The organism is Embleya sp. NPDC059213 (assembly GCF_042754445.1).
Classification (GTDB): Bacteria; Actinomycetota; Actinomycetes; order Streptomycetales; family Streptomycetaceae; genus Embleya.
The window spans coordinates 1-20502 of sequence record NZ_JBHZAV010000100.1; the positions used below are offsets into that span (position 1 = coordinate 1).

The window sequence follows — 20502 nt, forward strand, 5'->3', positions numbered from 1 at the left end:
TGTCGGGCGGGGGCGCTCGGGACGCCCACCCGCACGATCGTGGCCGATCCGCGGGTGGGCGACCCGGATCAGTCCTTGATCTCGCAGAGCACCGCGCCGGAGGTGACCGTCGCGCCGACCTCGGCGACCAGGCCCTTGACCGTGCCCGCCCGGTGGGCGTTGAGCGGCTGTTCCATCTTCATCGCCTCCAGGACCACGATCAGCTCGCCCTCGGCGACCTGCTGACCCTCCTCGACCGCGACCTTGACGATGGTGCCCTGCATCGGGCTGGCCAGCGAGTCACCGCTCGCCGCGGCGCCGGCCTTCTTGGCACCGCCGCGCTTGGGCGCCTTCTTGCCCGCGGCCGGGGCCGCGCCGGACGCGCCGAGGCCCGCCGGGAGGGTGACCTCGAAGCGCCGACCGTTGACCTCGACCACGACGGTCTCGCGCTCGCCGGCCTCCTCGGCCGAGTCCGCGCCGCCGCCGAACGGGGCGATCGTGTTCTCGAACCCGGTCTCGATCCACCGGGTGTGCACCGTGAACGGGTCGGTCGAGCCGGCCAGCTCGGGCGCGAACGCCGGGTCCACCACCACCTCGCGGTGGAAGGTGAGCGCGGTGGCCATGCCGTCCACGACGAACTCGTCCAGCGCGCGCTTGGCCCGCTGGAGCGCCTGCTTGCGGTCGCGACCGGTGACGATCAGCTTCGCGAGCAGCGAGTCCCACGCCGGGCCGATCACCGAACCCTGCTCGACGCCCGAGTCCAGGCGCACGCCCGGGCCGGACGGCGGAAGCCACTTGGTGACCTCGCCGGGAGCGGGCAGGAAGCCGCGCCCCGGGTCCTCGCCGTTGATCCGGAACTCGAACGAGTGGCCGCGCAGCGGCGGGTCGTCGTAGCCGAGCGCCTCGCCGTCGGCGATTCGGAACATCTCGCGCACCAGGTCGATGCCGGTCACCTCTTCGGTGACCGGGTGCTCGACCTGGAGACGGGTGTTGACCTCCAGGAAGGAGATGGTGCCGTCCTGGCCCACCAGGAACTCGCAGGTCCCGGCGCCGACGTAGCCGGCCTCCTTGAGGATGGCCTTCGACGCGCGGTACAGCTCGGCGTTCTGCTCCTCGGTCAGGAACGGCGCGGGCGCCTCCTCGACGAGCTTCTGGTGCCGGCGCTGGAGCGAGCAGTCGCGGGTGGACACGACCACCACGTTGCCGTGGGTGTCGGCCAGACACTGGGTCTCGACGTGCCGCGGCTGGTCCAGGTACCGCTCGACGAAGCACTCGCCGCGGCCGAACGCGGCCACCGCCTCACGCACCGCCGAGTCGTACAGCTCGGGAACCTCTTCGAGGGTGCGGGCCACCTTGAGGCCGCGCCCGCCACCGCCGAAGGCGGCCTTGATGGCGATCGGCAGGCCGTTGGCCTTCGCGAACTCCACCACTTCCTCGGCACCCGAGACCGGGTCCGGGGTGCCGGCGACCAGGGGCGCGCCGGCCCGCTGGGCGATGTGCCGGGCGGCCACCTTGTCACCGAGGTCGCGGATCGCCTGCGGCGGCGGTCCGATCCAGGTGAGGCCGGCGTCCAGCACGGCTTGGGCGAATTCCGCGTTCTCCGACAGGAATCCGTATCCGGGGTGGATGGCGTCCGCGCCGGAGTCCTGGGCGGCCTGCAAAACCTTGGCCACGTCCAGGTAACTCTCGGCCGGAGTGTTTCCGCCGAGCGCGTGGGCCTCGTCGGCCACCCGCACGTGCAGAGCATCCCGGTCCGGTTCGGCGTAGACGGCCACACTGGCGATGCCGGCATCCCGGCATGCTCGGGCGACGCGGACCGCGATTTCCCCACGGTTGGCGATGAGTACCTTGCGCACGATCTGGCTCCCTCCTGAACTGCGGAGAGTCTAGGGATTCGAAGGCGGGCACAATCGGCCGCCCCACCTCGTCATGGGTACGGCAACCCGCCATGTTCATGGCCTGCGATGGAGCTGCCGGCCACGTTGCCGGTGGGGTCAACGTACTCCGCAGGTGCCGGGCGTCGATGCCCGGGTATACCTGAAACGTGTTCCAGTTATGTGTCGGGTCCCGTCAGCCGCCCAGGCAGTCGCCGCCGGTGGAGCGCCCGAGCGGCCCGCTTTCGGGGACGTTCGCCCCCGCCATCTTCCCGCAGTGCTTGCAGGCCTTGGCCCACGGATTGCCCGCCGGTCCGTCCGGCCCGTACTGATACACCCACTCGTGCTCGTCGTGAGCCTCGGCACACATGTCCCACGCATTACCCGGTTCCCGCACGTTCGGCACTCTCGACTTTCTCCTCGCCGTACCCCGTGCGCAGGCTACGAGCACACGCGGCCGAAAGAGGCCGAAACACGCAAACCGCCTGACCTCGACGGGACCGCCCGCGGCCGCGGGTCGCCGGGGTTCGCTACCCGACCGGGCGGTATTCGGCTCGTGGTGTTTCCCCCGGGCGGGGCCGGCTGCCACGATGTGAACCGCTACGGCATCCCATGCCTGGGCAGGAGGTACTGGTGGCAGAGGTGTTCTTGCGCCGGCTGACCCGTTGGCAGGCCGACCAACAGCGGGAATCCGTCGCGGATACGTACGTCAAGACCTACGGCGAGGACCCGCCGGGCCGCCCCGATTTCCTGCGGCGCTACGCCGACCACATCCAACAGCCCGGGTTCGAGATGGTGGTCGCGAACGGAGCCGGCGCGGCGGCGGGCTGCACGTACGGCTTCCCGCCTCGGCGGGCGAGCGGCTGGTGGACCGGATTCCACGGGGAACTGGCCGAGGACGTGGCCGAATCGGCGGCGGCCGGCAAGGTGTTCGTGATCGTGGACCTCATGGTCGTACCCCAGCACCGACGTCAGGGACTGGCCGGCCGGATGCGGGAGAAGTTGCTCGCGGGCACCGATGCCACCTTCGCCGCGGCGCGGGTGCCCCGGGACAACCATGCCGCGCTCGCGGCGCTGCGATCCTGGGACTGGGCCCGCCTCGGCGAGTGGCGCCCCGACCCGGTGACCCGGCCGGCCGAGGTCTGGGGCCACCGGCTCCGCGGCTGAACCCGCCGTCGAACCGAGACCGAGCCCCGACCCGGCCGGCCATCCCCACCCACCCCGACCGTCAGTCGCCGTGCAATTCGCGCAGGATCTGCCCGGTGCGCTTGTCCGCGGGGTAGAACGACTCGATCGAGATCTCCGCCACGGTGATGTCGACCGCGGTGCCGAACGTGGCCACCGTGCTCACGAAGGACAACACCTCACCGCCGAACCGGATGCCCAACGGGATGGCCGGCGCGCCGGGCCCGGCCGCGTTCGGCGGCTCGCCGCCCGGGTAGCCGCTCACCTCGTCGTACAGTTCCCGGACCAGCGGGTCCCCGGTGATCGCGACCTGCCGACGCAGTCGGTGCAGCAGATGCGCGCGCCACTGCGGGAGGTTGACGATCCGCGGCGCCATGCCCTCGGGGTGCAGGCTCACCCGATAGGCGTTGAGCGGATCGGTGAGCAACTCGGGGGCCACGCCCTCGGTGAACAGCGCGATGCTCGGGGTCGCGTCGACGATGTTCCAGGCCCGGTCCACGATCACCGCCGGGTAGGGACCGTGCCCGACCAGGATCTGGCGCATCGCGGTCATCACCGCGTGCAATTCCGGCGCGTCCAGCCGGCTTTCGTTGTACGCCGGGGCATGGCCCGCGGCCAGGAGCATCCGGTTGCGTTCGCGCAGCGGGACCTCCAGGTATTCGGCCAGCCGCAACACCATGTCCCGGCTGGGCACCGCGCGGCCGGTCTCGATGAAGCTCAGGTGCCGGGTGGACACCTCGACCTCCGCGGACAGCTCCAGTTGGCTCAGCCGTCGGTGTTGCCGCCAGTGCCGGATCAACTCGCCGCTCGATCGGCGGCCGGCGGGGCGGCCGGCGGGCCGCTCGGTGACGATGCTCCCGGGTCCCGAACTCATGGCACCCGACCGTACGCGGTGTTCCACGAACGCGGCACGACGCCTCCTCGACGGCCCGACGGCCTTCCCGCCGACGGTCATCGCACGGACCTGTTCGCCTTGCGCAGCCCGAAGATCTGCAGATCGGCGAAGCCGAGCACCGCGATCGCCTGGAGCACGACGAGCGTGGTGCCCAGGCCGGTCGGGTCCAACCAGCCCGCGCCGGCCATCACCAGGCTGTCCGCGAACCACAGCAGGTTGAGGGCGATCACCACGCGTGTGCCGATGCGATGCGGCGCGGACCGGCCGGCCACCCGCCACACGGCCGACGCGTAGAGCAGCAGGAACGCACCGAGGCCGGCCAGGAACGCGGTGGGCAGGCCGAGGGCGCCGTCGAAGGCGGCACAACCGGCCAGCGCGGCCAGGCCCACCGCGCCGGTGGCGATCGCGTCCAGGCGCAGCGCGATGCGCAGCAGGCCGGTGTCGCCGCGGACGGCGCCGTCGCCGGTCGATCCACCGGCCGCGAACGTGGAGTGCAGGGACTGGGCGCTCATGGGGTCCTCCAGGGTTCGATTGCCGACACCCACGACTGTGCTCGACACGTGGTGGGGCGGTCGATTCCCTCCGAGGTAATGGCCGCGGACGTCGCGGCGATGCCCGGCGATCGAGGGATGGTCGAGGGACTTCCGGCGGATCCGAACCGATGGGGTCCGCGTCTTCCGCTTCGGGAGCGGACGACCGCCGCTCTTCCCTAAGCTGCCTGTACGACGACCCGGGGGAGACGGCCATGGCCGGCGGAGTGATACGCAAGGCCTACGAGGCCGGCGCCGGATTCGCGGAGGGCCGTGCGCGGCGCCCCGAACCGGTGGGCCGGTTGTCCCTGGAGTGGGTGCCCGGTGCGCTGTTGGTCGTGCTCGGCACGGCTGCCGCGCTGGTACTGCTCCGGGCCGGCATCGACCCCGCCGTACCGGTTCCGGCCGCCGCGGACCCGGCCGACTACGGATCGTTCCCGGCGCCGACGATCGCGGGCGCCGACGACTGGTCGGTGTGGGATCTGATCGCGGTGTTGTTGCCGTGGGCGGTGCCGCTGGTGATCGGCGGCGTCGGACTCACCGACAGCGTCTTCACCCATCGCCGCGGCGCGGTCGGCGGCGTGCTGGTGATCGGCCTGGCCGGCGCCGCGCTGACCACCGCGCTCGACCCGATCGCCACGCACTACGACGGCTCGGGCGACGTGCGCTGGCTCGGCTTCGTCTACCTGTTGCGGTTCGGCTTCGCGGTGCAGGTGCTGATCGGCGTGGTGTTGTGGATCCACCTCGCGGTGCCGCGACACCAGGCGCCGCTGAACGCCGCGTTCGCGGCGACGCTCGCGGCCGCCGTACCGCTGCTGTTCGTGCTCGGCGGGTCGGACGTGCTCGATCCGATGTGGGAGTCCGGGGCCGGTCTGCAGACCTGGCTGCCGCTGGTCGCGTTCGGCTACCTGTTGCTCCTGCTGCCCACCGGACGGGTGCTGGTCCCGCCCGGCCGAGGCTGGCAGGAATCCGAAGCGGGCGCCTCCGGTGGGGTGTTCCTGCTCGGGTTGGTCGGCGTCGGGGTCGCCGCGGCGTCCGTGGTGATGGGCGAGGACAAGCCCAAGGTGCTCGGGCTGTGGCCGATCGTCGCGTTGGCGGGCTGCCTGGTCGCCGCGGTGCTGACCTATCGGGTGGACGGGGTGCGTTCGGTCGCGGGCGCGCTGTTGGCGATGGCGGTCGGGCTGGCCGCGTTCCCGGCCGCGCTGTTCGCGTGGGACCGTACCGAGGGCAACCCGGGGCTGGGGTTGGACGGTCCGGGCGAATACCTGCCGTGGCTGCTCGGGCTCGCCGTCGCGGGCATCCTGGGCGCGGTCGCGGCCCGGACACTGGGGGCGTACGCGATCGGCCTGGCCGCACTCGCCCTGGTCCTGGCCGAGTTCATCGGCCCCGCGGCCGGCTCCGGGCATCAGCTCGCGGTGCGCTGTGCGGGCGCGGCGGCGATCGGCGTGGTGATCGGCGGGCTGCGTCCGGAGGCGGCGATCGCGGCATTCGGCCTGGGCGCGGCATGCGGACCGGTGTGGCCGGAACTGCAGGCCGCGTCGGCCGACTACGGCTGGGTGGAGTGGCTGACCGAGAAGCCCGGCGGGGTACCGCTACCGCTGCTCGTGCTCGCCGCGATCGCGCTGCCGCTCGCACTGCTGGCCGCACTGCGCGGCACCCCGCCGCCGCGTGCTCCCGGGCGCGGCCCGGGCCCCGGTCCCGGCCCGGTCGGCGCACCGGTCCCCGGCGGCGGCCCGTGGGCACCGAACGCCTACGCCGAACCCGCCCCGCAGCCGTATCTGCCGCAGCAGCAGCCGAGCCCCGGCGCGTACCCCCCGCAACCGCCGTCCGGGCTGTCGGGCCTGGGCCCCGGCCCGGTCCGGCGCGACCTGAACCGGCCGGACGGGCCCACCTCCTGACGGCCCCTCAGGTCCAGAGATCGACGATCCGCACACCCACACCGGCCAGGAGCCGGCGCAGCAGCGGCAGCGACAGGCCGATCACGTTGCCCGGGTCGCCGTCGATGCCGTCCACGAACGGCGACGCGTAGCCGTCCAGGGTGAAGGCGCCCGCCACGTGCAGCGGTTCACCGGTGGCGATGTACGCGGCCACCTCGTCGTCGTCCGGCGTCCCGAACCGCACCGTGGTGGCCGCCACGTCGGACACCCGCAGTCCGCTGCGCCGGTCGATCACGCAGTGCCCGGTCAGCAGCACCCCGGCGCGTCCGCGCATCGACTGCCAGCGCTCCCACGCCTCGGCGGCGTCGGCCGGCTTGCCCAGCGCGCGGCCGTCCAACTCCAGGACCGAGTCGCAGCCCACGACCAGTTCGTCGGCCGTGAGCCCGGCGGCCACCGCGTCGGCCTTGGCCTCGGCCAGGAGCAGCGCGAGTTCGCGCGGCGTGCCGGCGGCGAGCGCGTCCTCGTCGACGCCGCTGACCACGACCTTGGGGTCCATCCCGGCGTCGCGCAGCAGTTTCAGGCGTGCGGGGGAGGCCGAGGCGAGCACGAGGGAACGGGAGGGGGCACGGTCGGTCATGCCGCCAACGTACCGGGCCGCGGCGCGCCGATCGGGCACGGGCCGCCCGGTCACAGGCCGAGCACGAGCAGACCGAGGATCACCACCACGGGCAGGATCCACACGGCGCGCCGTAGCTGGGCCACGGCGCGCCGGGTTTCCTCGGAGAACTCGTCACGGTCACGCATGCACTCATCGTGCGACGGGTGTCACCGGGCGATCTTGAGTACGAGTACTCAAGTCGGGTCGTGCGATTTACCGACCTTCGAGGTGCGAAGGTCGCGGATGTGTTCGTTCAGGAGGGCCAGGCGCTCGCGCGCCAGGCACCGGGCCCCGGTCGCAACGGTCGGCGCACCAGCCGGGCCGGCGCGTTCCACTGCGAGGGCGCGGCGGGTTCCGGCGCGACGGTGCCGCCGCTCGCCTTGGCCGCCACGACGGTGACGATCACCGCCAGTTCCTCCGGGGTGGGTTCACCCCGCACCACCTTGATCATGGGGACCTCCAGGCCCTGGCCGGGCCGGTCCGCGGCGCACGCGCCGGGACCGACCCGGTGTGGTCCGACTTACAGCGGGATGTTGCCGTGCTTCTTCGGCGGCAGCGTCTCGCGCTTGCCGCGCAGCGCACGCAGCGCCTTGACCACGTGCGCCCGGGTCGAGGACGGGCGGATGACCGCGTCCACGTAGCCGCGCTCGGCGGCCACGTACGGGTTGCACAGCGTGTCCTCGTACTCCTGGATCAGCCGCGCGCGGGTCGCCTCGGGATCGTCCGAGGCGGCGATCGTGCGCCGGTGCAGGATGTTCGCCGCGCCCTGCGCGCCCATCACCGCGATCTGCGCGGTCGGCCAGGCCAGGTTGACGTCGGCCCCCAGGTGCTTGGAGCCCATCACGTCGTACGCACCGCCGTACGCCTTGCGGGTGATGATGGTCACCAGCGGCACGGTCGCCTCGGCGTACGCGTAGATCAGCTTCGCGCCGCGGCGGATGATGCCGTTCCACTCCTGGTCGGTGCCGGGCAGGAAGCCGGGCACGTCCACGAAGGTCAGCACCGGGATGTTGAACGCGTCGCAGGTGCGCACGAAGCGCGCGGCCTTCTCGGACGCGTCGATGTCCAGCGTGCCGGCGAACTGCATCGGCTGGTTCGCCACGATGCCCACGGACCGACCTTCGACCCGGCCGAAGCCGACCACGATGTTCGGCGCGAACAGCGGCTGGACCTCCAGGAAGTCCGCGTCGTCCAGGACGTGCTCGATCACCGTGTGGATGTCGTACGGCTGGTTCGCCGAGTCCGGGATCAGCGTGTCCAGATCCCGGTCGAAGTCGGTGGTCTCCAGGTCGGCGGCCTCGTCGAAGGACGGGGCCTCCTCCAGGTTGTTGCTCGGCAGGTAGGACAGCAGGCCCTTGACGTACTCCAGCGCGTCCTTCTCGTCCGCGCCCATGTAGTGCGCGTTGCCGGACTTGCTGTTGTGCGTGCGGGCGCCGCCGAGGTCCTCCATCGTGACGTCCTCGCCGGTGACCGTCTTGATGACGTCGGGACCGGTGATGAACATCTGCGAGGTCTGGTCGACCATCACGACGAAGTCGGTGAGCGCGGGCGAGTACACGTGGCCGCCGGCCGCGGCGCCCATGATCAGCGAGATCTGCGGGATCACGCCGGAGGCGATCACGTTGCGGCGGAAGATCTCGCCGTACAGGCCGAGCGAGACGACACCCTCCTGGATGCGCGCGCCGCCGCCCTCGTTGATGCCCACCAGCGGGACGCCGGTCTTGATCGCGAGGTCCTGGATCTTGACGATCTTCTCGCCGTAGACCTCGCCCAGGCTGCCTCCGAAGACGGTGACGTCCTGGGAGAACACGCACACCTGGCGACCGTCGACCGTGCCGGAACCGGTCACCACGCCGTCGCCGTAGGGGCGGTTGCTCTCCAGACCGAAGTTGGTGGAGCGGTGCCGCGCGAACTCGTCGAGTTCGACGAACGAGCCCTCGTCGAGCAGGTACTCGATCCGCTCGCGCGCGGTCATCTTGCCCTTGGCGTGCTGCTTCTCGACCGCTCGGGCGCTGCCCGCGTGTACCGCCTCGTCGATGCGGCGCTCCAGGTCGGCCAGCTTCCCGGCGGTGGTGTGGATGTCGGGCTCGCCCTGTACTGGGTCCATCGTGCTGGCTCCTGTCACGTCGAACGGCGGCGATCGGTAGCGTATCCGCGCCACGCCGGCGACCATCACCGCCCTGCCCCCCAGTGCCTTCTAGGGTGATCGGATGGACTCTCCTTTCACGGATCTCAACCGCCCTCCGCTGCGTGAGGCGGCGCTGCGCCAGGCTCTGCTGGTACCCGGTGGGCTGTGGCGCGAGATCGACGTCTTGCCCGAGACCGGATCGACCAACTCCGACCTCGCCCGGCGGGGCGACGAGCAGGAGGGGTTGGTTCTGGTCGCCGAGTCGCAGGTGGCGGGGAAGGGCCGGCTGGACCGGCGCTGGAGTGCGCCGCCGCGTTCGGGCATCGCGATGTCGGTGACGCTGGCACCGACCGAGGTGCCGGTCGCGCGCTGGGGCTGGTTGCCGTTGCTCGCCGGGGTCGCCGCGGCCTCGGCGGTGTCCCGGGTGACCGGCGTGGACGCGCGTCTGAAGTGGCCCAACGACCTGCTCGTGGGCGAACGCAAGCTGGCCGGGATCCTGGCCGAGCGGGCCGGCGCCGGGGTGGTCCTGGGGATCGGCCTGAACGTCTCGCTGCGCGAGGAGGAACTGCCGGTCCCGACCGCGACCTCGTTGGCGTTGGCGGGCGCCGAGAACACCGACCGCGATCCGATCCTGCGCGCGATCCTGCGCGAGCTGGAGGAGTGGTACACCCGTTGGCGGCTGGCCGGCGGCGACGCGCGCACGAGCGGCCTGCTCACCGCCTATACCGACGCGTGCGCCACGATCGGCCGCCGGGTACGGGTCGAACTGCCCGCCGACCGCACCCTGGAGGGCCCGGCCACCGGCATCGACGAGGACGGCCGCCTCCTGGTCACCACCTCGGCGGGCTCCACCGCGGTGGGGGCCGGCGACGTCGTCCACGTCCGCCCGACGGCCGACTGACCACACCCCGGGACGGCCCCGTGCCGAGGCCGTCCCGGCTCCTTCCGGCCGGCGGCGGCACGCGCACACTCGTCCCGGGCCACGACGGCGTTTTGTCTCCCGCGGCCTCGTCGCCCCGGCCACCCGTCCCCGTCTCCTCGGCCGCGAGGCCGTCTCGGCTCCGCCGCCGCCCGACATCCGCGGCCCGCCCATCGCACGCAGCGGATGAGGCGGGCGGGCGCAAAACCCCGTGCCTTCGGCACGCCTCCCGGCCGCCCGCCCCAGGGCCCCGCACAATCGGTGGTGACTCACCAGGAGGCCCGGTGTTCACCATCACAGCCGAGGTCGACGACGACACACTCTTCGTCGTGCGCCCGCACTGGATGCACCTCGTCCGCCCCACCCTCGCCCTCTTCGGCACCGTCGCGGTCACCGGTTTCCTCGCCGCGCTGACCTCACCGGACGCCGCCTCGGGTTGGATTCGGTCCGCCGTACTCCTGGCCGGGCTCGCGGTCCTGGCCCGCTGGAGCATCGCCCCGTGGCTGGCCTGGCTGGGCACGCTGTACGCGGTCGCCGCCGATCGGCTGACCGTGCGTACCGGCACCTTGACCCGGGAGATCCGGGTGGTGCCGTTCGCCCGCGTGGAGGACGTACTCGTCGAGCACGAGTCGTTCGTGGACCGCGTGCTCGGCGCCGGCACCGTCGTACTGGTCCCCGTCGGCGACCGGGAGCAGCTCGAACTGCCCGGTCTGCCGCACGCGGTGCGGCTGCAGAGCGAGCTGCTGGTACTCGTCGAGCGGGCCGCCGCGGGGCGGAAGAAGTACCCGGCACCGCCCGACCCCGAACCTTTGTGACCCCCGACACGTAGTGTGGCTCCGACGAGACCATCCTTCGCACACCCGGTGGAGCCACATGCCCGAGGAACGGACCCGCGTGGAGCCCGGCGCGGGCGCCGGGGCCGACGCGGCCGATCAGCACGCCCTGCCCGACCTGTCCGACATCGAGGCGGTCCACAACACCATCGCCGACGTCGAGCAGGTCGTGCTCGGTGCCCCTCGCCGATACACCTCCGGCCAGGTCGCCGACCTGGTCGGGGTGCCCCTGGACGAGGCCCGCCGGTTGTGGCGCGGCCTGGGCTTCGCCGATTTCGGCCCGGCCCGCGCGTTCACCGACGCCGATGTCGCGGCGCTCAAGCACCTGCGCGAGCTGACCGAGTCCGGCTTGTTGCCGGCCACCGTCGCGGCGCAGTTCGTGCGCTCGGTCGGCCAGACCATGGCCCGGTTCGCCGAGTGGCAGACCGAGGCGTGGGTGGAGTACATCGGCAACGAACTCACCGGCAGCCGCTCCGAGCAGGTGGTCACCACCGCCGGCGACGTGATGCTCGAACTCGAACCGCTGGTCATCTACGCCTGGCGGCGCCACCTGGCCGCGGCCAGTTCGCGGGCGATGCAGGGCCTGACCGATCCGCAGACGGTGGGCCAGTCGCTGGCCGTCGGCTTCGCCGACCTGGTCGGCTTCACCCGGCTGTCGCGCAATCTGGAGGAGGCCGAGCTCGGCCGGCTCGTGCAGACCTTCGAGGACACCGCCGTCGACGTGATCGCCGGGCAGGGCGGGCGACTGGTCAAGACGCTGGGCGACGAGGTGTTGTTCGTGACCTTCTCGCCGGACTCGGCGGTCGAGCTGGGCCTGCGCCTGGTCGAGGCGATGGCCCAGGAGGAGGTGCTGCCCGCGCTGCGGGTGGGCATCGCGTACGGCCACGTGCTCTCGCGGATGGGCGACGTGTTCGGCACCACGGTCAACCTGGCCAGTCGGCTGACCGCGCTCAGCCCCAAGGACGCGGTGGTGGTCGATCGCGAACTGGCCGCGGCCCTGGAGGGCGACGACCGCTACGAACTGCACCCCATGTGGCGCCGGCCGGTCCGCGGCCTGGGTCTGGTCGAACCGTGGACGGTGTGCCGCCCGGGCACTCTGCTGCCCGATCCGCTCGGTGTGAGCGGCGGCTGAGGCCGGCGCCCGACCTCTCGCGCCGCGCTCAGGCGAACGTCTCGCGCAGCGTCCGCAGCGCGGGTCGCATCACCCGGTGTTCGAGTTCGCGCAACACCGGGAGTTGTTCGCTCGGTGTGCTCTCGAACCGCACCGACCACACGACCAGGCACATCGTGCCGCCCGCGATCGACTCCAGCGCGAGTCGGCCCAGCAGCGGCGGACCGTCGAGCGCCCGGTAGGTGTAGGTGTGCCCGACCGCGTCGTGCGAGACCAGTCGTTCGCGCACGGTCGAGCCGTCCGGCCTGCGTACGCGTCGCTCGCCCCGGGAGTGTCCCTCGATCGGCCGGGCGTACCAGTTGGACGGGTCCTCGAAGTCTCCCACCGCCTCCCAGATCCGGACGGCCGGTATGTCGATCGCGGCGATGACGGAAAGCGTGGGCACGCGTTCGCTCCTTCGGGCTGTGCCCGCGACCGTACTCTTTCGGCCCCGCTCCCGGGACCCCTCCACGCTCTCTTCACAACCACGCTCCGCCCACCACCCTGCTGCGCTACGGAGCGGACACGGGGCGTTGCGGGTTCCGGGCACAGGAGTAATGTGCGCAGGACGCGAAGCCGGGGTATACAAGCGCTTCGCTCGCATCGCAGCGAGCCCCCGGGCCTACGCGCGGGTATCCGAGCACGGATGCCGGCGCCGACCGGCGCCGACAACAGGAACGCACGCGAACAGCGACCCGTCGAGGTGGCGGCATGACGCGGGTGCACGTTGCGGTTAATCGGGCAATACATGACATATCCTCTGGTCTGGGTGCTGGTGGATTGGGGGTGAGGACCGTAGCTTCGCGACCCGATCCGAGTGCTCCGGGAACGGAGGGCTCGGGCGGCACACCCGAGGATCTGCCCGGCATGCCGGGAGACACGTGTCCGGAACCCGTCGCCCTGGTCGAGGGTCCGGACGCGGCCCGCAGGCTGCACGCGATCATCCATCTGGCCAAGACGCTCGCCACGACCCATCACTTCTCCGAGGTGGTCCGGGTGTCCGCGACCCAGGCGCGGCTGGCGACGGAGGCCGCGCACGCCTCGATCTCGGTCTGGGAGCGGGACACCGGGCGGCTGCGGGTGCTGGTCAACGACGGCGAACTCGCCGAGGGCGAGGAACCGCTGCCCACCGCGGAGACGTATCCGGTCACCGACTTCCCGGACATCATCGAGTCCGCGGCCTGGCCGACCACGTGGTCGCGCTGTGTGGACGATCCCGAGCACGCGCGCGACGCCGAGCGGGTCGCGGCGATGTTGCGCCGGGGTCGGCACGACTGCGTGGTCGCGCCGATCATGGTCGAGGGCCGGGTGTGGGGCGAGTTGTATCTGGCCCGGCGTGCCGACCAGCCGCGCTTCGAACCGGTGGACGCCGAGTTCGCCGGGGTGCTGGCCGCGCAGATCTCGGCCGGCCTGGCCCAGGCGGAACACTTCGAGCGGATCGAGAAGCTGGCCTTCACCGACCCGCTGACCGGGCTGGCCAATCGACGCGCGATCGACGCCAGGCTGGACGAGGCGATGGCCCGGCACTACCGCGACGGCGTCGTGGTCAGCCTGATCGTCTGCGACGTCAACGGCCTCAAGCGGCTCAACGACGAACGTGGGCACGACGTCGGCGACCGGCTCCTGGAGCGCTTCGCCGACCAGCTCTCCGCGTGTGGCGCGATGTTGCCGGGGGCGATGGCCGCCCGGCTCGGCGGCGACGAGTTCTGTGTACTGGCCGAGGGCTATCCGCCGGACGACGTGGTCGTGGTCGCCGAGGAGTTGTGTCGACGCGCGCTGCGCATGCACGACGGCGAGGGCGTGGCCTGCGGCGTGGCCTCCACCGGCGACCCGGTGGGCCCGGTGACCAGCGCGGATCGCCTGTTCCGGCTCGCCGACGCGGCGCAGTACCGGGCCAAGGGCTCCCGCTCGACCCGGCCGGTGGTCGCCGGCCGCGGCCAGCAGCCCGACCTGACCCTGTCGCTGGCGAGCGAGGCGCAGGAGGAGGCGGAGGCGGAGGGCCCCGGTCCGCACCGCGACCGGCGCCGCTTCCGGGGCGCGCTGCACAACGCCGAACCCGGCCGGTTGCTCGCGGCGGTGCTCGCCGTGCTGGACGAGCGCGAGCCCAAGAGCGTGCATCGCGCGGACACCCTGGGCCGGCTGGAAATCGTCGCCGACACCTTCGCCCGGATGCTGGACGGGGTCGCCTGGTGGGTGTCCTACCTGCCGCCGGGCGGCCGGGTCCTGCGCACCGTGCGCTATTCGATCCACCGACTGACCGGCGTGCAGAGCGAATCGGGGTCGCGCTACGACGCGGTCGCCGCCGAATACGACCTGGCGCACTACCCGGCCACGGCGGACGCGGTGCAGGGCGGCAGCTTCGTCGCCGAACTGGGCAACCCGGGCACCGACCCGGCCGAGGAGGACCTGCTCCTGGTCGGCGGCTACAAGGCGATGGTCGCCGCCGGCGGCAGCAACGCCGCGGGCGGCTGGCTGGTCGAGATCTACGCCGACGACCTGAGTCTGAGCGTCACCGGCCTGGCCCCGGTGTTGCGCGCGCTGGTCGCGGTGGCGCTGACCGGGGGCGCCTCGCTGCCGGAGTAACGGGCCGTCGTCGGTTTCCGGGCCGGTCTCCGCACTCAGGCCGACGGGTCGCCGCGCCGCACCGTCACCCGATCCTGATGGCTGTACACATTGGCCGAGCGCCCGCGCAGGAAGCCGACCAGGGTAACCCCCGCGTCCGCGGCCAGGTCAACCGCCAGCCCGGACGGGGCGGACACCGCGGCCATCATCGGCACCCCCGCCATCGCGGCCTTCTGGGTCAGCTCGAAGGAGGCCCGTCCGCTCACCATCAGCACGTGTCCGGCCAACGGCAACCGGCCCTCACGCAGCGCCCAGCCGACCACCTTGTCCACCGCGTTGTGCCGGCCCACGTCCTCGCGCACGCACACCATCTCGCCGGTCGCGGTGAACAGACCCGCCGCGTGCAGGCCGCCGGTGCTGGCGAACACCTTCTGCGCCGCGCGCAGCCGATCGGGCAGCGCGTACAGCACCTCGGCGTCCACCCGCACCTCGTCCGCGTGCACGTCGAAGCGGGACATCCGGCGCAGCCCGTCGATGCCGGTGCTGCCGCAGATCCCGCACGCGCTCGACGTCCACACCCCGCGCATCAGGCCCGGGTCAGGGGCGGGCACGTGCGGTGCGAGCACCGCGTCCACCACGTTGTAGGTGTTGTGGCCCTCGTCGTCGGTGCCCGCGCAGTAGCGCATCGCGGCCAGGTCCTCGGCCGCGCCGACCACGCCCTCGGCCGCCAGGAATCCGGCGACCAGGTCGAAGTCGTCGCCCGGTGTGCGCATGGTCACCGTGATGGTGCGCCCGCCGATCCGGATGTCCAGCGGCTCCTCGGCGACGAGCGTGTCGGTGCGGGTGACGGCCGGTGCGTCGCCGCCCAGCCGCAAGACCTTGTGGCGAGAGGTGACCCGACCCACGGCACTGCCTTTCCTCGGTCCGCTCCGGGCGCTCGGATTCGCTCCGGAGGTGTACGACTCGAACGTTCGGCACGACACGAACGTCCCGAACGCCATCCGGCACGGTAGCCGCCCCTGGCATTGTCGCAATCCATGCACATAATGTTCGAGTGAATAATGATCTGCACAACGCCCTCGAAACCGCCCCCGCCACCGTCTCGATCGGCGAGGCCGGGATGTCTCCGCAGGACGTCCTCGCGGTCGCCCGCGCCGGCGCACGCGTCGAACTCACCGACCTCGCGCTCAAGGCGATGGCCGGCTCCCGCGCGGTGGTCGAGGGACTCGCCGCGCGCACCGAACCCGTCTACGGGGTGTCCACCGGCTTCGGCGCGCTCGCCGTCCGGCACATCAGCCCCGAACTGCGCACCCGCCTCCAGCACTCGCTGGTGCGCTCGCACGCGGCCGGCATGGGCCCCCGGGTCGAGGACGAGGTGGTCCGCGCGCTGATGTTGCTGCGGCTCAAGACCCTGTGCTCGGGTCGTACGGGGGTGCGGCCGATCGTCGCGCAGACCATGGCCGGGCTGCTCAACGCGGGCATCACGCCGGTGGTCCGCGAATTCGGCTCGCTCGGCTGCAGTGGCGACCTGGCCCCGCTGGCGCACTGCGCGCTCGTGCTCACCGGCGAGGGCGAGGCGGCCGGCCGCGACGGCGTGGTGCGACCCGCCGCCGAACTGCTCGCCGCCGCCGGCCTGGAGCCGATCGAGCTCAAGGAGAAGGAGGGGCTGGCGCTGATCAACGGCACCGACGGCATGCTGGGCATGTTGTTGATGGCCGGAGCCGACCTCGCCCGCCTGTTCACCACCGCCGACATCACCGCCGCGATGACCATGGAGGCGCTGCTCGGCACCTCCCGGGTGCTCGACCCGGCGCTGCACGCCATCCGCCCGCACCCGGGCCAGGCGGCCAGCGCGGCCAACATGCTGCGGGTGCTCCAGGGCTCGGCGCTGACCGGGCACCATCAGGACGCGGCGCCTCGGGTGCAGGACGCCTATTCGGTGCGCTGTGCGCCGCAGGTCGCGGGCGCGGGTCGGGACACCCTCGCGCACGCGCTGCTGGTCGCCGACCGCGAACTCGCCTCCGCCGTGGACAACCCGGTGATCCTGGAGGACGGCCGGATCGAGTCCAACGGCAACTTCCACGGCGCCCCGGTCGGCTACGTGCTCGACTTCCTCGCCGTCGCGGTGGCCGACCTCGGCTCGATTGCCGAGCGCCGCACCGACCGCCTGCTCGACCCCTCCCGCTCGCACGGGCTGCCGGCGTTCCTGGCCGACGACCCCGGGGTCGACTCCGGCCTGATGATCGCCCAGTACACCCAGGCCGCGCTCGTCTCCGAGTGCAAGCGGCTGGCGGTGCCCGCCTCGGCGGACTCGATCCCCAGCTCGGCGATGCAGGAGGACCACGTCTCGATGGGCTGGAGCGCGGCCCGCAAGCTGCGCCGCGCGATCGACAACCTGAACCGCGTCCTGGCCATCGAACTCACCACCGCCGCCCGTGCCCTGGACATGCGCGTGGCCGCCGGCCTGGGTGCCCCGGCGCCCGCCACGGCCGCGGTGATCGCCGCGCTGCGGGCGAGCGGCGGCGAAGGGGTGGGCCCGGACCGCTTCCTGGCCCCCGACCTGGAGGCCGCGGACGCCTTCGTCCGGGCGGGCAAGGTGGTCGAGGCCGCCGCCTCGGTGTCCGGCGAGCTGAACTGATCCGGAGCGGGCCGAACTGACATCACGTCAGATCAGGCAGGATTGTCCGACGCGGACCGCCGCTTTGGTGGCGGTCCGCGTCCACCCGTAGTGCCGAACCACGTCCACGGTGCCGAACCACGTCCGCCGCGGCGGCGGGCGCGGCCGAGCGACGACCAGCAACGAGGAGACATGTCGGTGGCCGACGACGACGCGAGCCCTTCCGCCCGCCTGCTCGCCCTTTTCGAGCGCCACCGGCTCACCCCCACCCAGCGCCGGATCGCGCACTGCCTGGTCCGGCACGCGGGCGAGGCGGTGTTCCTCTCCAGCGTCGAGGTGGCCCAGCTCGCCGGGGTCAGCCAGCCGTCGGTGACCCGGTTCGCGGTCGCGCTCGGCTTCGACGGCTATCCGGCGCTGCGCCGGCACCTGCGCGAACTCGGGTTGCCCACCACCGCCGAGTCCTCGGCCGAGGTGGACCGCAACGAATACGTCGGCGCCGTGCACGCCGAGATCGCGAACCTGACCCGCCTGGCCGAGCAACTCGCCGACCCGGGCCCGATCGCGCGCGCCGCCGCGCTGCTGGCGCCCTCACGCCCGCTGGTGGTGCTCGGTCTGCGTACCGGCATGGCGCCCGCGCGCGGCTTCGGCTACTTCGCGGCCAAGGTGTTGCCCGAGGTGCGGGTCCTGGACGAGGGCGGCTCGCTCCTGGTGGACCGACTCGACCAGGCCCGCGCGGCGGGCGCGACCGGCCTGCTGTGCTTCGCGCTGCCGAGGTATCCGCGCGAGTTGGCCGAGGGCCTGCGGGTCGCGCGTGATCTGGGCATGCGGATCGTCACCGTCACCGACAGCCCGTTCGCGCCGGCGGCGGCCCTGTCCGACGCGGTGCTGATCGCGGGCGTCGGCTCGCAACTGGTCTTCGATTCGTACGGCGCGCCGATCCTGATGGGGCAGATCCTGCTCCAGGCGATGTGCGACATCGAGCCCGCGCGGGCGCAGGTTCGGCTGGAGGAGTTCGAGCGACAGGCGGGCGAGCGCGGCTTGTTCGACGTGTGAGCGGCCGGGCGGGGACAAAGGACACGCCCTAACGCCGCCGGGGATCCTTGTCGAGCGAGACGTGCCGCTCGGGGGTCGGCGGCCGGCCGGGGCCGCGCTCCGCCGGCATCAGCGAGATCGCGCCCAGCATGGCCAGTACGCCGACGAGCGCCGCGCCGCCCGCGATCAGCGCGGTGTCCCGATAGCGCGGGATGCTGAGCAGGAAGCCGCCGGTGCACAACAGCGCGCCGATCATCACCACCAGTGCCACCACGCCCGGCTCACGCCCGCGGCCGCGCACCAGCATCACCAGGCCGGCGAAGGCGACGAACGCGCCCAGTGCGGTGATCGCCCAGAGCACCTCCTGCAGATCCATGCGGTCCGGCTACCCGGCGCCGCCGCGCGCCGACCACCGATGGCATGAAATGGCTCCGAATGGGTCAAGTCCCCCGATGTCGCACCGGGCCGGCTCGCTCGCGCGGCCGGGGCTCTCTTGGCGACGCCTTGCGGAACAGATAGATTCACTCTCGAAGCGACTGAATGTTTTCATACAGAAATCGTGCATCGGGACAGAAGGGGCGCCGCCATGTCGGACCACACCGCAGGACCGCGCGAGGTGCGCGCACCACGCGGAAGCACGCTCACCACCCGCGGCTGGCAGCAGGAAGGCGCCCTGCGGATGTTGCTCAACAACCTCGACCCCGAGGTCGCCGAGCACCCCGACAAGCTGGTCGTCTACGGCGGCACCGGCAAGGCGGCCCGCGACTGGCGCTCCTTCGAGGCGATCACCCGCACGCTGACCACGCTGAAGCAGGACGAGACGCTGCTCGTGCAGTCCGGCCGTCCGGTCGGCGTGATGCAGACCCACGAGTGGGCCCCGCGCGTGCTGATCGCCAACTCCAACCTGGTGCCCGACTGGGCCAACTGGGAGGAGTTCCGCCGGCTGGAGTCGGCCGGTCTGACCATGTACGGCCAGATGACCGCCGGCTCGTGGATCTACATCGGCACCCAGGGCATCCTCCAGGGCACCTACGAGACCTTCGCCGCGGTGGCGGCCAAGCGCTTCGGCGGCACCCTGGAAGGCACCATCACGCTGACCGCCGGCCTGGGCGGCATGGGCGGCGCGCAGCCGCTGGCGGTGACCATGAACGGCGGCGTGGTCATCTGTATCGACTGCGACCCCTCGCGGATCGACCGCCGGATCGAGCACGGCTACTGCGACACCCGGGTCGAGACGCTGGACGCCGCGCTGGAGCTCGCGGTCCAGGCGCGCGACGCCCGCCGGCCGCTGTCCATCGGCCTGCTGGGCAACGCCGCCGAGTTGGTCCCGCAACTGCTCGCGATGGACGCGCCGATCGACATCGTCACCGACCAGACCTCGGCCCACGACCCGCTCGCCTACCTCCCGGTCGGCGTCGCGTTCGAGGACATGGCCGAGTACGCGCGCACCAAGCCCGCCGAGTTCACCGAGCGCGCCCGCGAGTCGATGGCCCGCCACGTCGAGGCGATGGTCGGCTTCCAGGACAAGGGCGCCGAGGTCTTCGACTACGGCAACTCGATCCGCGGCGAGGCGCAACTGGCGGGCTACACCCGCGCGTTCGACTTCCCCGGCTTCGTCCCGGCGTACATCCGGCCGCTGTTCTGCGAAGGCAAGGGCCCGTTCCGCTGGGCCGCGCTCTCCGGCGACGCGCGCGACATCGCCAAGACCGACAAGGCCGTGCTCGACCTGTTCCCGGAGAACGAGTCGCTGGCCCGCTGGATCAAGCTGGCCCAGGAGAAGGTGCATTTCCAGGGGCTGCCCGCGCGGATCTGCTGGCTGGGTTACGGCGAGCGGGACAAGGCCGGCGAGCGGTTCAACGACATGGTCGCCTCGGGCGAGTTGGCCGCGCCGATCGTGATCGGCCGCGACCACCTCGACTGCGGCTCGGTGGCCAGCCCGTACCGGGAGACCGAGGGCATGCTCGACGGCTCCGACGCGATCGCCGACTGGCCGCTGCTGAACGCGATGGTCAACGTGGCCTCGGGCGCCTCGTGGGTGTCCATCCACCACGGCGGCGGGGTGGGCATCGGCCGCTCGATCCACGCCGGTCAGGTCACCGTCGCGGACGGCACACCGCTGGCGGGCGAGAAGATCCGCCGAGTGCTCACCAACGACCCCGGCATGGGCGTGATCCGGCACGTGGACGCCGGCTACGACCGTGCGCTCGACGTCGCGGACGAGCGCGACGTGCGGGTGCCGATGCGCGAAGGCGACGCGTGAGCA

20 protein-coding genes are annotated in these 20502 nt (G+C 72.3%); 9 read left to right on the plus strand and 11 right to left on the minus strand.

Annotated features, from left to right (window positions below):
* Positions 1 to 68 precede the first annotated feature (68 nt).
* The gene (locus ACFXMF_RS30155; RefSeq protein WP_360308102.1) at positions 69 to 1835 is read right to left on the minus strand and encodes a biotin carboxylase N-terminal domain-containing protein; all 1767 of its coding nucleotides are present in this window, start codon (positions 1833 to 1835) and stop codon (positions 69 to 71) included.
* Between the two features lie 214 nt (positions 1836 to 2049).
* Positions 2050 to 2223 (minus strand): hypothetical protein, encoded by a 174-nt coding sequence (locus ACFXMF_RS30160; protein WP_360308105.1) that lies wholly within the window; start codon positions 2221 to 2223, stop codon positions 2050 to 2052.
* 263 nt (positions 2224 to 2486) lie between these two features.
* Between ACFXMF_RS30160 and ACFXMF_RS30165 the strand changes: the two genes are divergently transcribed.
* Positions 2487 to 3020 carry a hypothetical protein gene (locus tag ACFXMF_RS30165; RefSeq protein ID WP_360308108.1) on the plus strand — a complete coding sequence of 178 codons (534 nt, stop codon included), beginning with the start codon at positions 2487 to 2489 and terminating at the stop codon, positions 3018 to 3020.
* A gap of 61 nt (positions 3021 to 3081) precedes the next feature.
* On the opposite strand, the gene ACFXMF_RS30170 is transcribed toward ACFXMF_RS30165, so the two are convergent.
* On the minus strand, positions 3082 to 3912 hold the full coding sequence (locus ACFXMF_RS30170; protein ID WP_379990981.1) for a helix-turn-helix domain-containing protein: 831 nt from the start codon (positions 3910 to 3912) through the stop codon (positions 3082 to 3084).
* 77 nt (positions 3913 to 3989) lie between these two features.
* Positions 3990 to 4445: a hypothetical protein gene (locus ACFXMF_RS30175; RefSeq protein ID WP_379990982.1), complete on the minus strand. Its 456-nt coding sequence runs from the start codon at positions 4443 to 4445 to the stop codon at positions 3990 to 3992.
* A 233-nt stretch (positions 4446 to 4678) separates the two neighbouring features.
* Between ACFXMF_RS30175 and ACFXMF_RS30180 the strand changes: the two genes are divergently transcribed.
* Positions 4679 to 6361, plus strand: coding sequence for a hypothetical protein (locus tag ACFXMF_RS30180; protein WP_379990983.1), 1683 nt, complete (start codon positions 4679 to 4681; stop codon positions 6359 to 6361).
* 7 nt (positions 6362 to 6368) lie between these two features.
* On the opposite strand, the gene ACFXMF_RS30185 is transcribed toward ACFXMF_RS30180, so the two are convergent.
* The 4 genes from ACFXMF_RS30185 to ACFXMF_RS30200 all read right to left on the minus strand — a co-directional run bounded on the left by ACFXMF_RS30185 (position 6369) and on the right by ACFXMF_RS30200 (position 9105).
* On the minus strand, positions 6369 to 6977 hold the full coding sequence (locus ACFXMF_RS30185) for a nucleoside triphosphate pyrophosphatase (RefSeq protein WP_360308120.1): 609 nt from the start codon (positions 6975 to 6977) through the stop codon (positions 6369 to 6371).
* Positions 6978 to 7027: 50 nt separating this feature from the next.
* Positions 7028 to 7144, minus strand: coding sequence for a morphogenic membrane protein MmpB (mmpB, locus tag ACFXMF_RS30190; protein ID WP_379990984.1), 117 nt, complete (start codon positions 7142 to 7144; stop codon positions 7028 to 7030).
* 107 nt (positions 7145 to 7251) lie between these two features.
* On the minus strand, positions 7252 to 7449 hold the full coding sequence (locus ACFXMF_RS30195; RefSeq protein ID WP_360308123.1) for an acyl-CoA carboxylase subunit epsilon: 198 nt from the start codon (positions 7447 to 7449) through the stop codon (positions 7252 to 7254).
* A 69-nt stretch (positions 7450 to 7518) separates the two neighbouring features.
* Complete coding sequence (locus ACFXMF_RS30200; RefSeq protein ID WP_360308126.1) at positions 7519 to 9105, minus strand: acyl-CoA carboxylase subunit beta; 1587 nt, start codon at positions 9103 to 9105, stop codon at positions 7519 to 7521.
* Positions 9106 to 9208: 103 nt separating this feature from the next.
* On the opposite strand from ACFXMF_RS30200, the gene ACFXMF_RS30205 reads away from it, so the two are divergent.
* The 3 genes from ACFXMF_RS30205 to ACFXMF_RS30215 all read left to right on the plus strand — a co-directional run bounded on the left by ACFXMF_RS30205 (position 9209) and on the right by ACFXMF_RS30215 (position 12010).
* The gene (locus ACFXMF_RS30205; RefSeq protein ID WP_360308129.1) at positions 9209 to 10027 is read left to right on the plus strand and encodes a biotin--[acetyl-CoA-carboxylase] ligase; all 819 of its coding nucleotides are present in this window, start codon (positions 9209 to 9211) and stop codon (positions 10025 to 10027) included.
* Between the two features lie 302 nt (positions 10028 to 10329).
* Positions 10330 to 10860 carry a PH domain-containing protein gene (locus ACFXMF_RS30210; protein ID WP_360308132.1) on the plus strand — a complete coding sequence of 177 codons (531 nt, stop codon included), beginning with the start codon at positions 10330 to 10332 and terminating at the stop codon, positions 10858 to 10860.
* Between the two features lie 58 nt (positions 10861 to 10918).
* Positions 10919 to 12010, plus strand: a complete 1092-nt coding sequence (locus ACFXMF_RS30215; protein WP_379990985.1) for an adenylate/guanylate cyclase domain-containing protein — start codon at positions 10919 to 10921, stop codon at positions 12008 to 12010.
* Positions 12011 to 12038: 28 nt separating this feature from the next.
* On the opposite strand, the gene ACFXMF_RS30220 is transcribed toward ACFXMF_RS30215, so the two are convergent.
* Positions 12039 to 12434 (minus strand): SRPBCC family protein, encoded by a 396-nt coding sequence (locus tag ACFXMF_RS30220; protein WP_360308138.1) that lies wholly within the window; start codon positions 12432 to 12434, stop codon positions 12039 to 12041.
* A gap of 461 nt (positions 12435 to 12895) precedes the next feature.
* On the opposite strand from ACFXMF_RS30220, the gene ACFXMF_RS30225 reads away from it, so the two are divergent.
* Positions 12896 to 14611: a sensor domain-containing diguanylate cyclase gene (locus ACFXMF_RS30225; protein ID WP_360308141.1), complete on the plus strand. Its 1716-nt coding sequence runs from the start codon at positions 12896 to 12898 to the stop codon at positions 14609 to 14611.
* 35 nt (positions 14612 to 14646) lie between these two features.
* Here ACFXMF_RS30225 and fdhD read toward each other — a convergent pair whose 3' ends face one another.
* Positions 14647 to 15495, minus strand: a complete 849-nt coding sequence (fdhD, locus tag ACFXMF_RS30230; RefSeq protein ID WP_360308144.1) for a formate dehydrogenase accessory sulfurtransferase FdhD — start codon at positions 15493 to 15495, stop codon at positions 14647 to 14649.
* Between the two features lie 200 nt (positions 15496 to 15695).
* On the opposite strand from fdhD, the gene hutH reads away from it, so the two are divergent.
* Both hutH and ACFXMF_RS30240 read left to right on the plus strand, forming a co-directional pair.
* A complete protein-coding gene (hutH, locus tag ACFXMF_RS30235) occupies positions 15696 to 17228 on the plus strand; it encodes a histidine ammonia-lyase (RefSeq protein WP_379990987.1) in 1533 nt (510 codons plus the stop codon).
* Between the two features lie 171 nt (positions 17229 to 17399).
* Positions 17400 to 18260: a MurR/RpiR family transcriptional regulator gene (locus ACFXMF_RS30240; RefSeq protein WP_360308150.1), complete on the plus strand. Its 861-nt coding sequence runs from the start codon at positions 17400 to 17402 to the stop codon at positions 18258 to 18260.
* Between the two features lie 28 nt (positions 18261 to 18288).
* Here the strand turns inward: ACFXMF_RS30240 and ACFXMF_RS30245 are convergent, their stop codons facing one another.
* Positions 18289 to 18615, minus strand: a complete 327-nt coding sequence (locus ACFXMF_RS30245) for a hypothetical protein (RefSeq protein WP_379990948.1) — start codon at positions 18613 to 18615, stop codon at positions 18289 to 18291.
* 210 nt (positions 18616 to 18825) lie between these two features.
* Between ACFXMF_RS30245 and hutU the strand changes: the two genes are divergently transcribed.
* Positions 18826 to 20499: a urocanate hydratase gene (gene hutU / locus ACFXMF_RS30250; protein ID WP_379990947.1), complete on the plus strand. Its 1674-nt coding sequence runs from the start codon at positions 18826 to 18828 to the stop codon at positions 20497 to 20499.
* Positions 20500 to 20502: the final 3 nt, after the last annotated feature.

Coding starts and splice junctions, on each gene's coding strand:
- ACFXMF_RS30205 (WP_360308129.1), top strand. CDS start 9,209: ATGGACTCTCCTTTCACGGATCTCAACCGCCCTCCGCTGCGTGAGGCG.
- hutU (WP_379990947.1), top strand. CDS start 18,826: ATGTCGGACCACACCGCAGGACCGCGCGAGGTGCGCGCACCACGCGGA.
- ACFXMF_RS30170 (WP_379990981.1), bottom strand. CDS start 3,912: ATGAGTTCGGGACCCGGGAGCATCGTCACCGAGCGGCCCGCCGGCCGC.
- mmpB (WP_379990984.1), bottom strand. CDS start 7,144: ATGCGTGACCGTGACGAGTTCTCCGAGGAAACCCGGCGCGCCGTGGCC.
- ACFXMF_RS30240 (WP_360308150.1), top strand. CDS start 17,400: ATGTCGGTGGCCGACGACGACGCGAGCCCTTCCGCCCGCCTGCTCGCC.
- ACFXMF_RS30200 (WP_360308126.1), bottom strand. CDS start 9,105: ATGGACCCAGTACAGGGCGAGCCCGACATCCACACCACCGCCGGGAAG.
- ACFXMF_RS30160 (WP_360308105.1), bottom strand. CDS start 2,223: ATGTGTGCCGAGGCTCACGACGAGCACGAGTGGGTGTATCAGTACGGG.
- ACFXMF_RS30195 (WP_360308123.1), bottom strand. CDS start 7,449: ATGATCAAGGTGGTGCGGGGTGAACCCACCCCGGAGGAACTGGCGGTG.
- ACFXMF_RS30215 (WP_379990985.1), top strand. CDS start 10,919: ATGCCCGAGGAACGGACCCGCGTGGAGCCCGGCGCGGGCGCCGGGGCC.
- ACFXMF_RS30175 (WP_379990982.1), bottom strand. CDS start 4,445: ATGAGCGCCCAGTCCCTGCACTCCACGTTCGCGGCCGGTGGATCGACC.
- ACFXMF_RS30180 (WP_379990983.1), top strand. CDS start 4,679: ATGGCCGGCGGAGTGATACGCAAGGCCTACGAGGCCGGCGCCGGATTC.
- ACFXMF_RS30245 (WP_379990948.1), bottom strand. CDS start 18,615: ATGGATCTGCAGGAGGTGCTCTGGGCGATCACCGCACTGGGCGCGTTC.
- ACFXMF_RS30185 (WP_360308120.1), bottom strand. CDS start 6,977: ATGACCGACCGTGCCCCCTCCCGTTCCCTCGTGCTCGCCTCGGCCTCC.
- ACFXMF_RS30225 (WP_360308141.1), top strand. CDS start 12,896: ATGCCGGGAGACACGTGTCCGGAACCCGTCGCCCTGGTCGAGGGTCCG.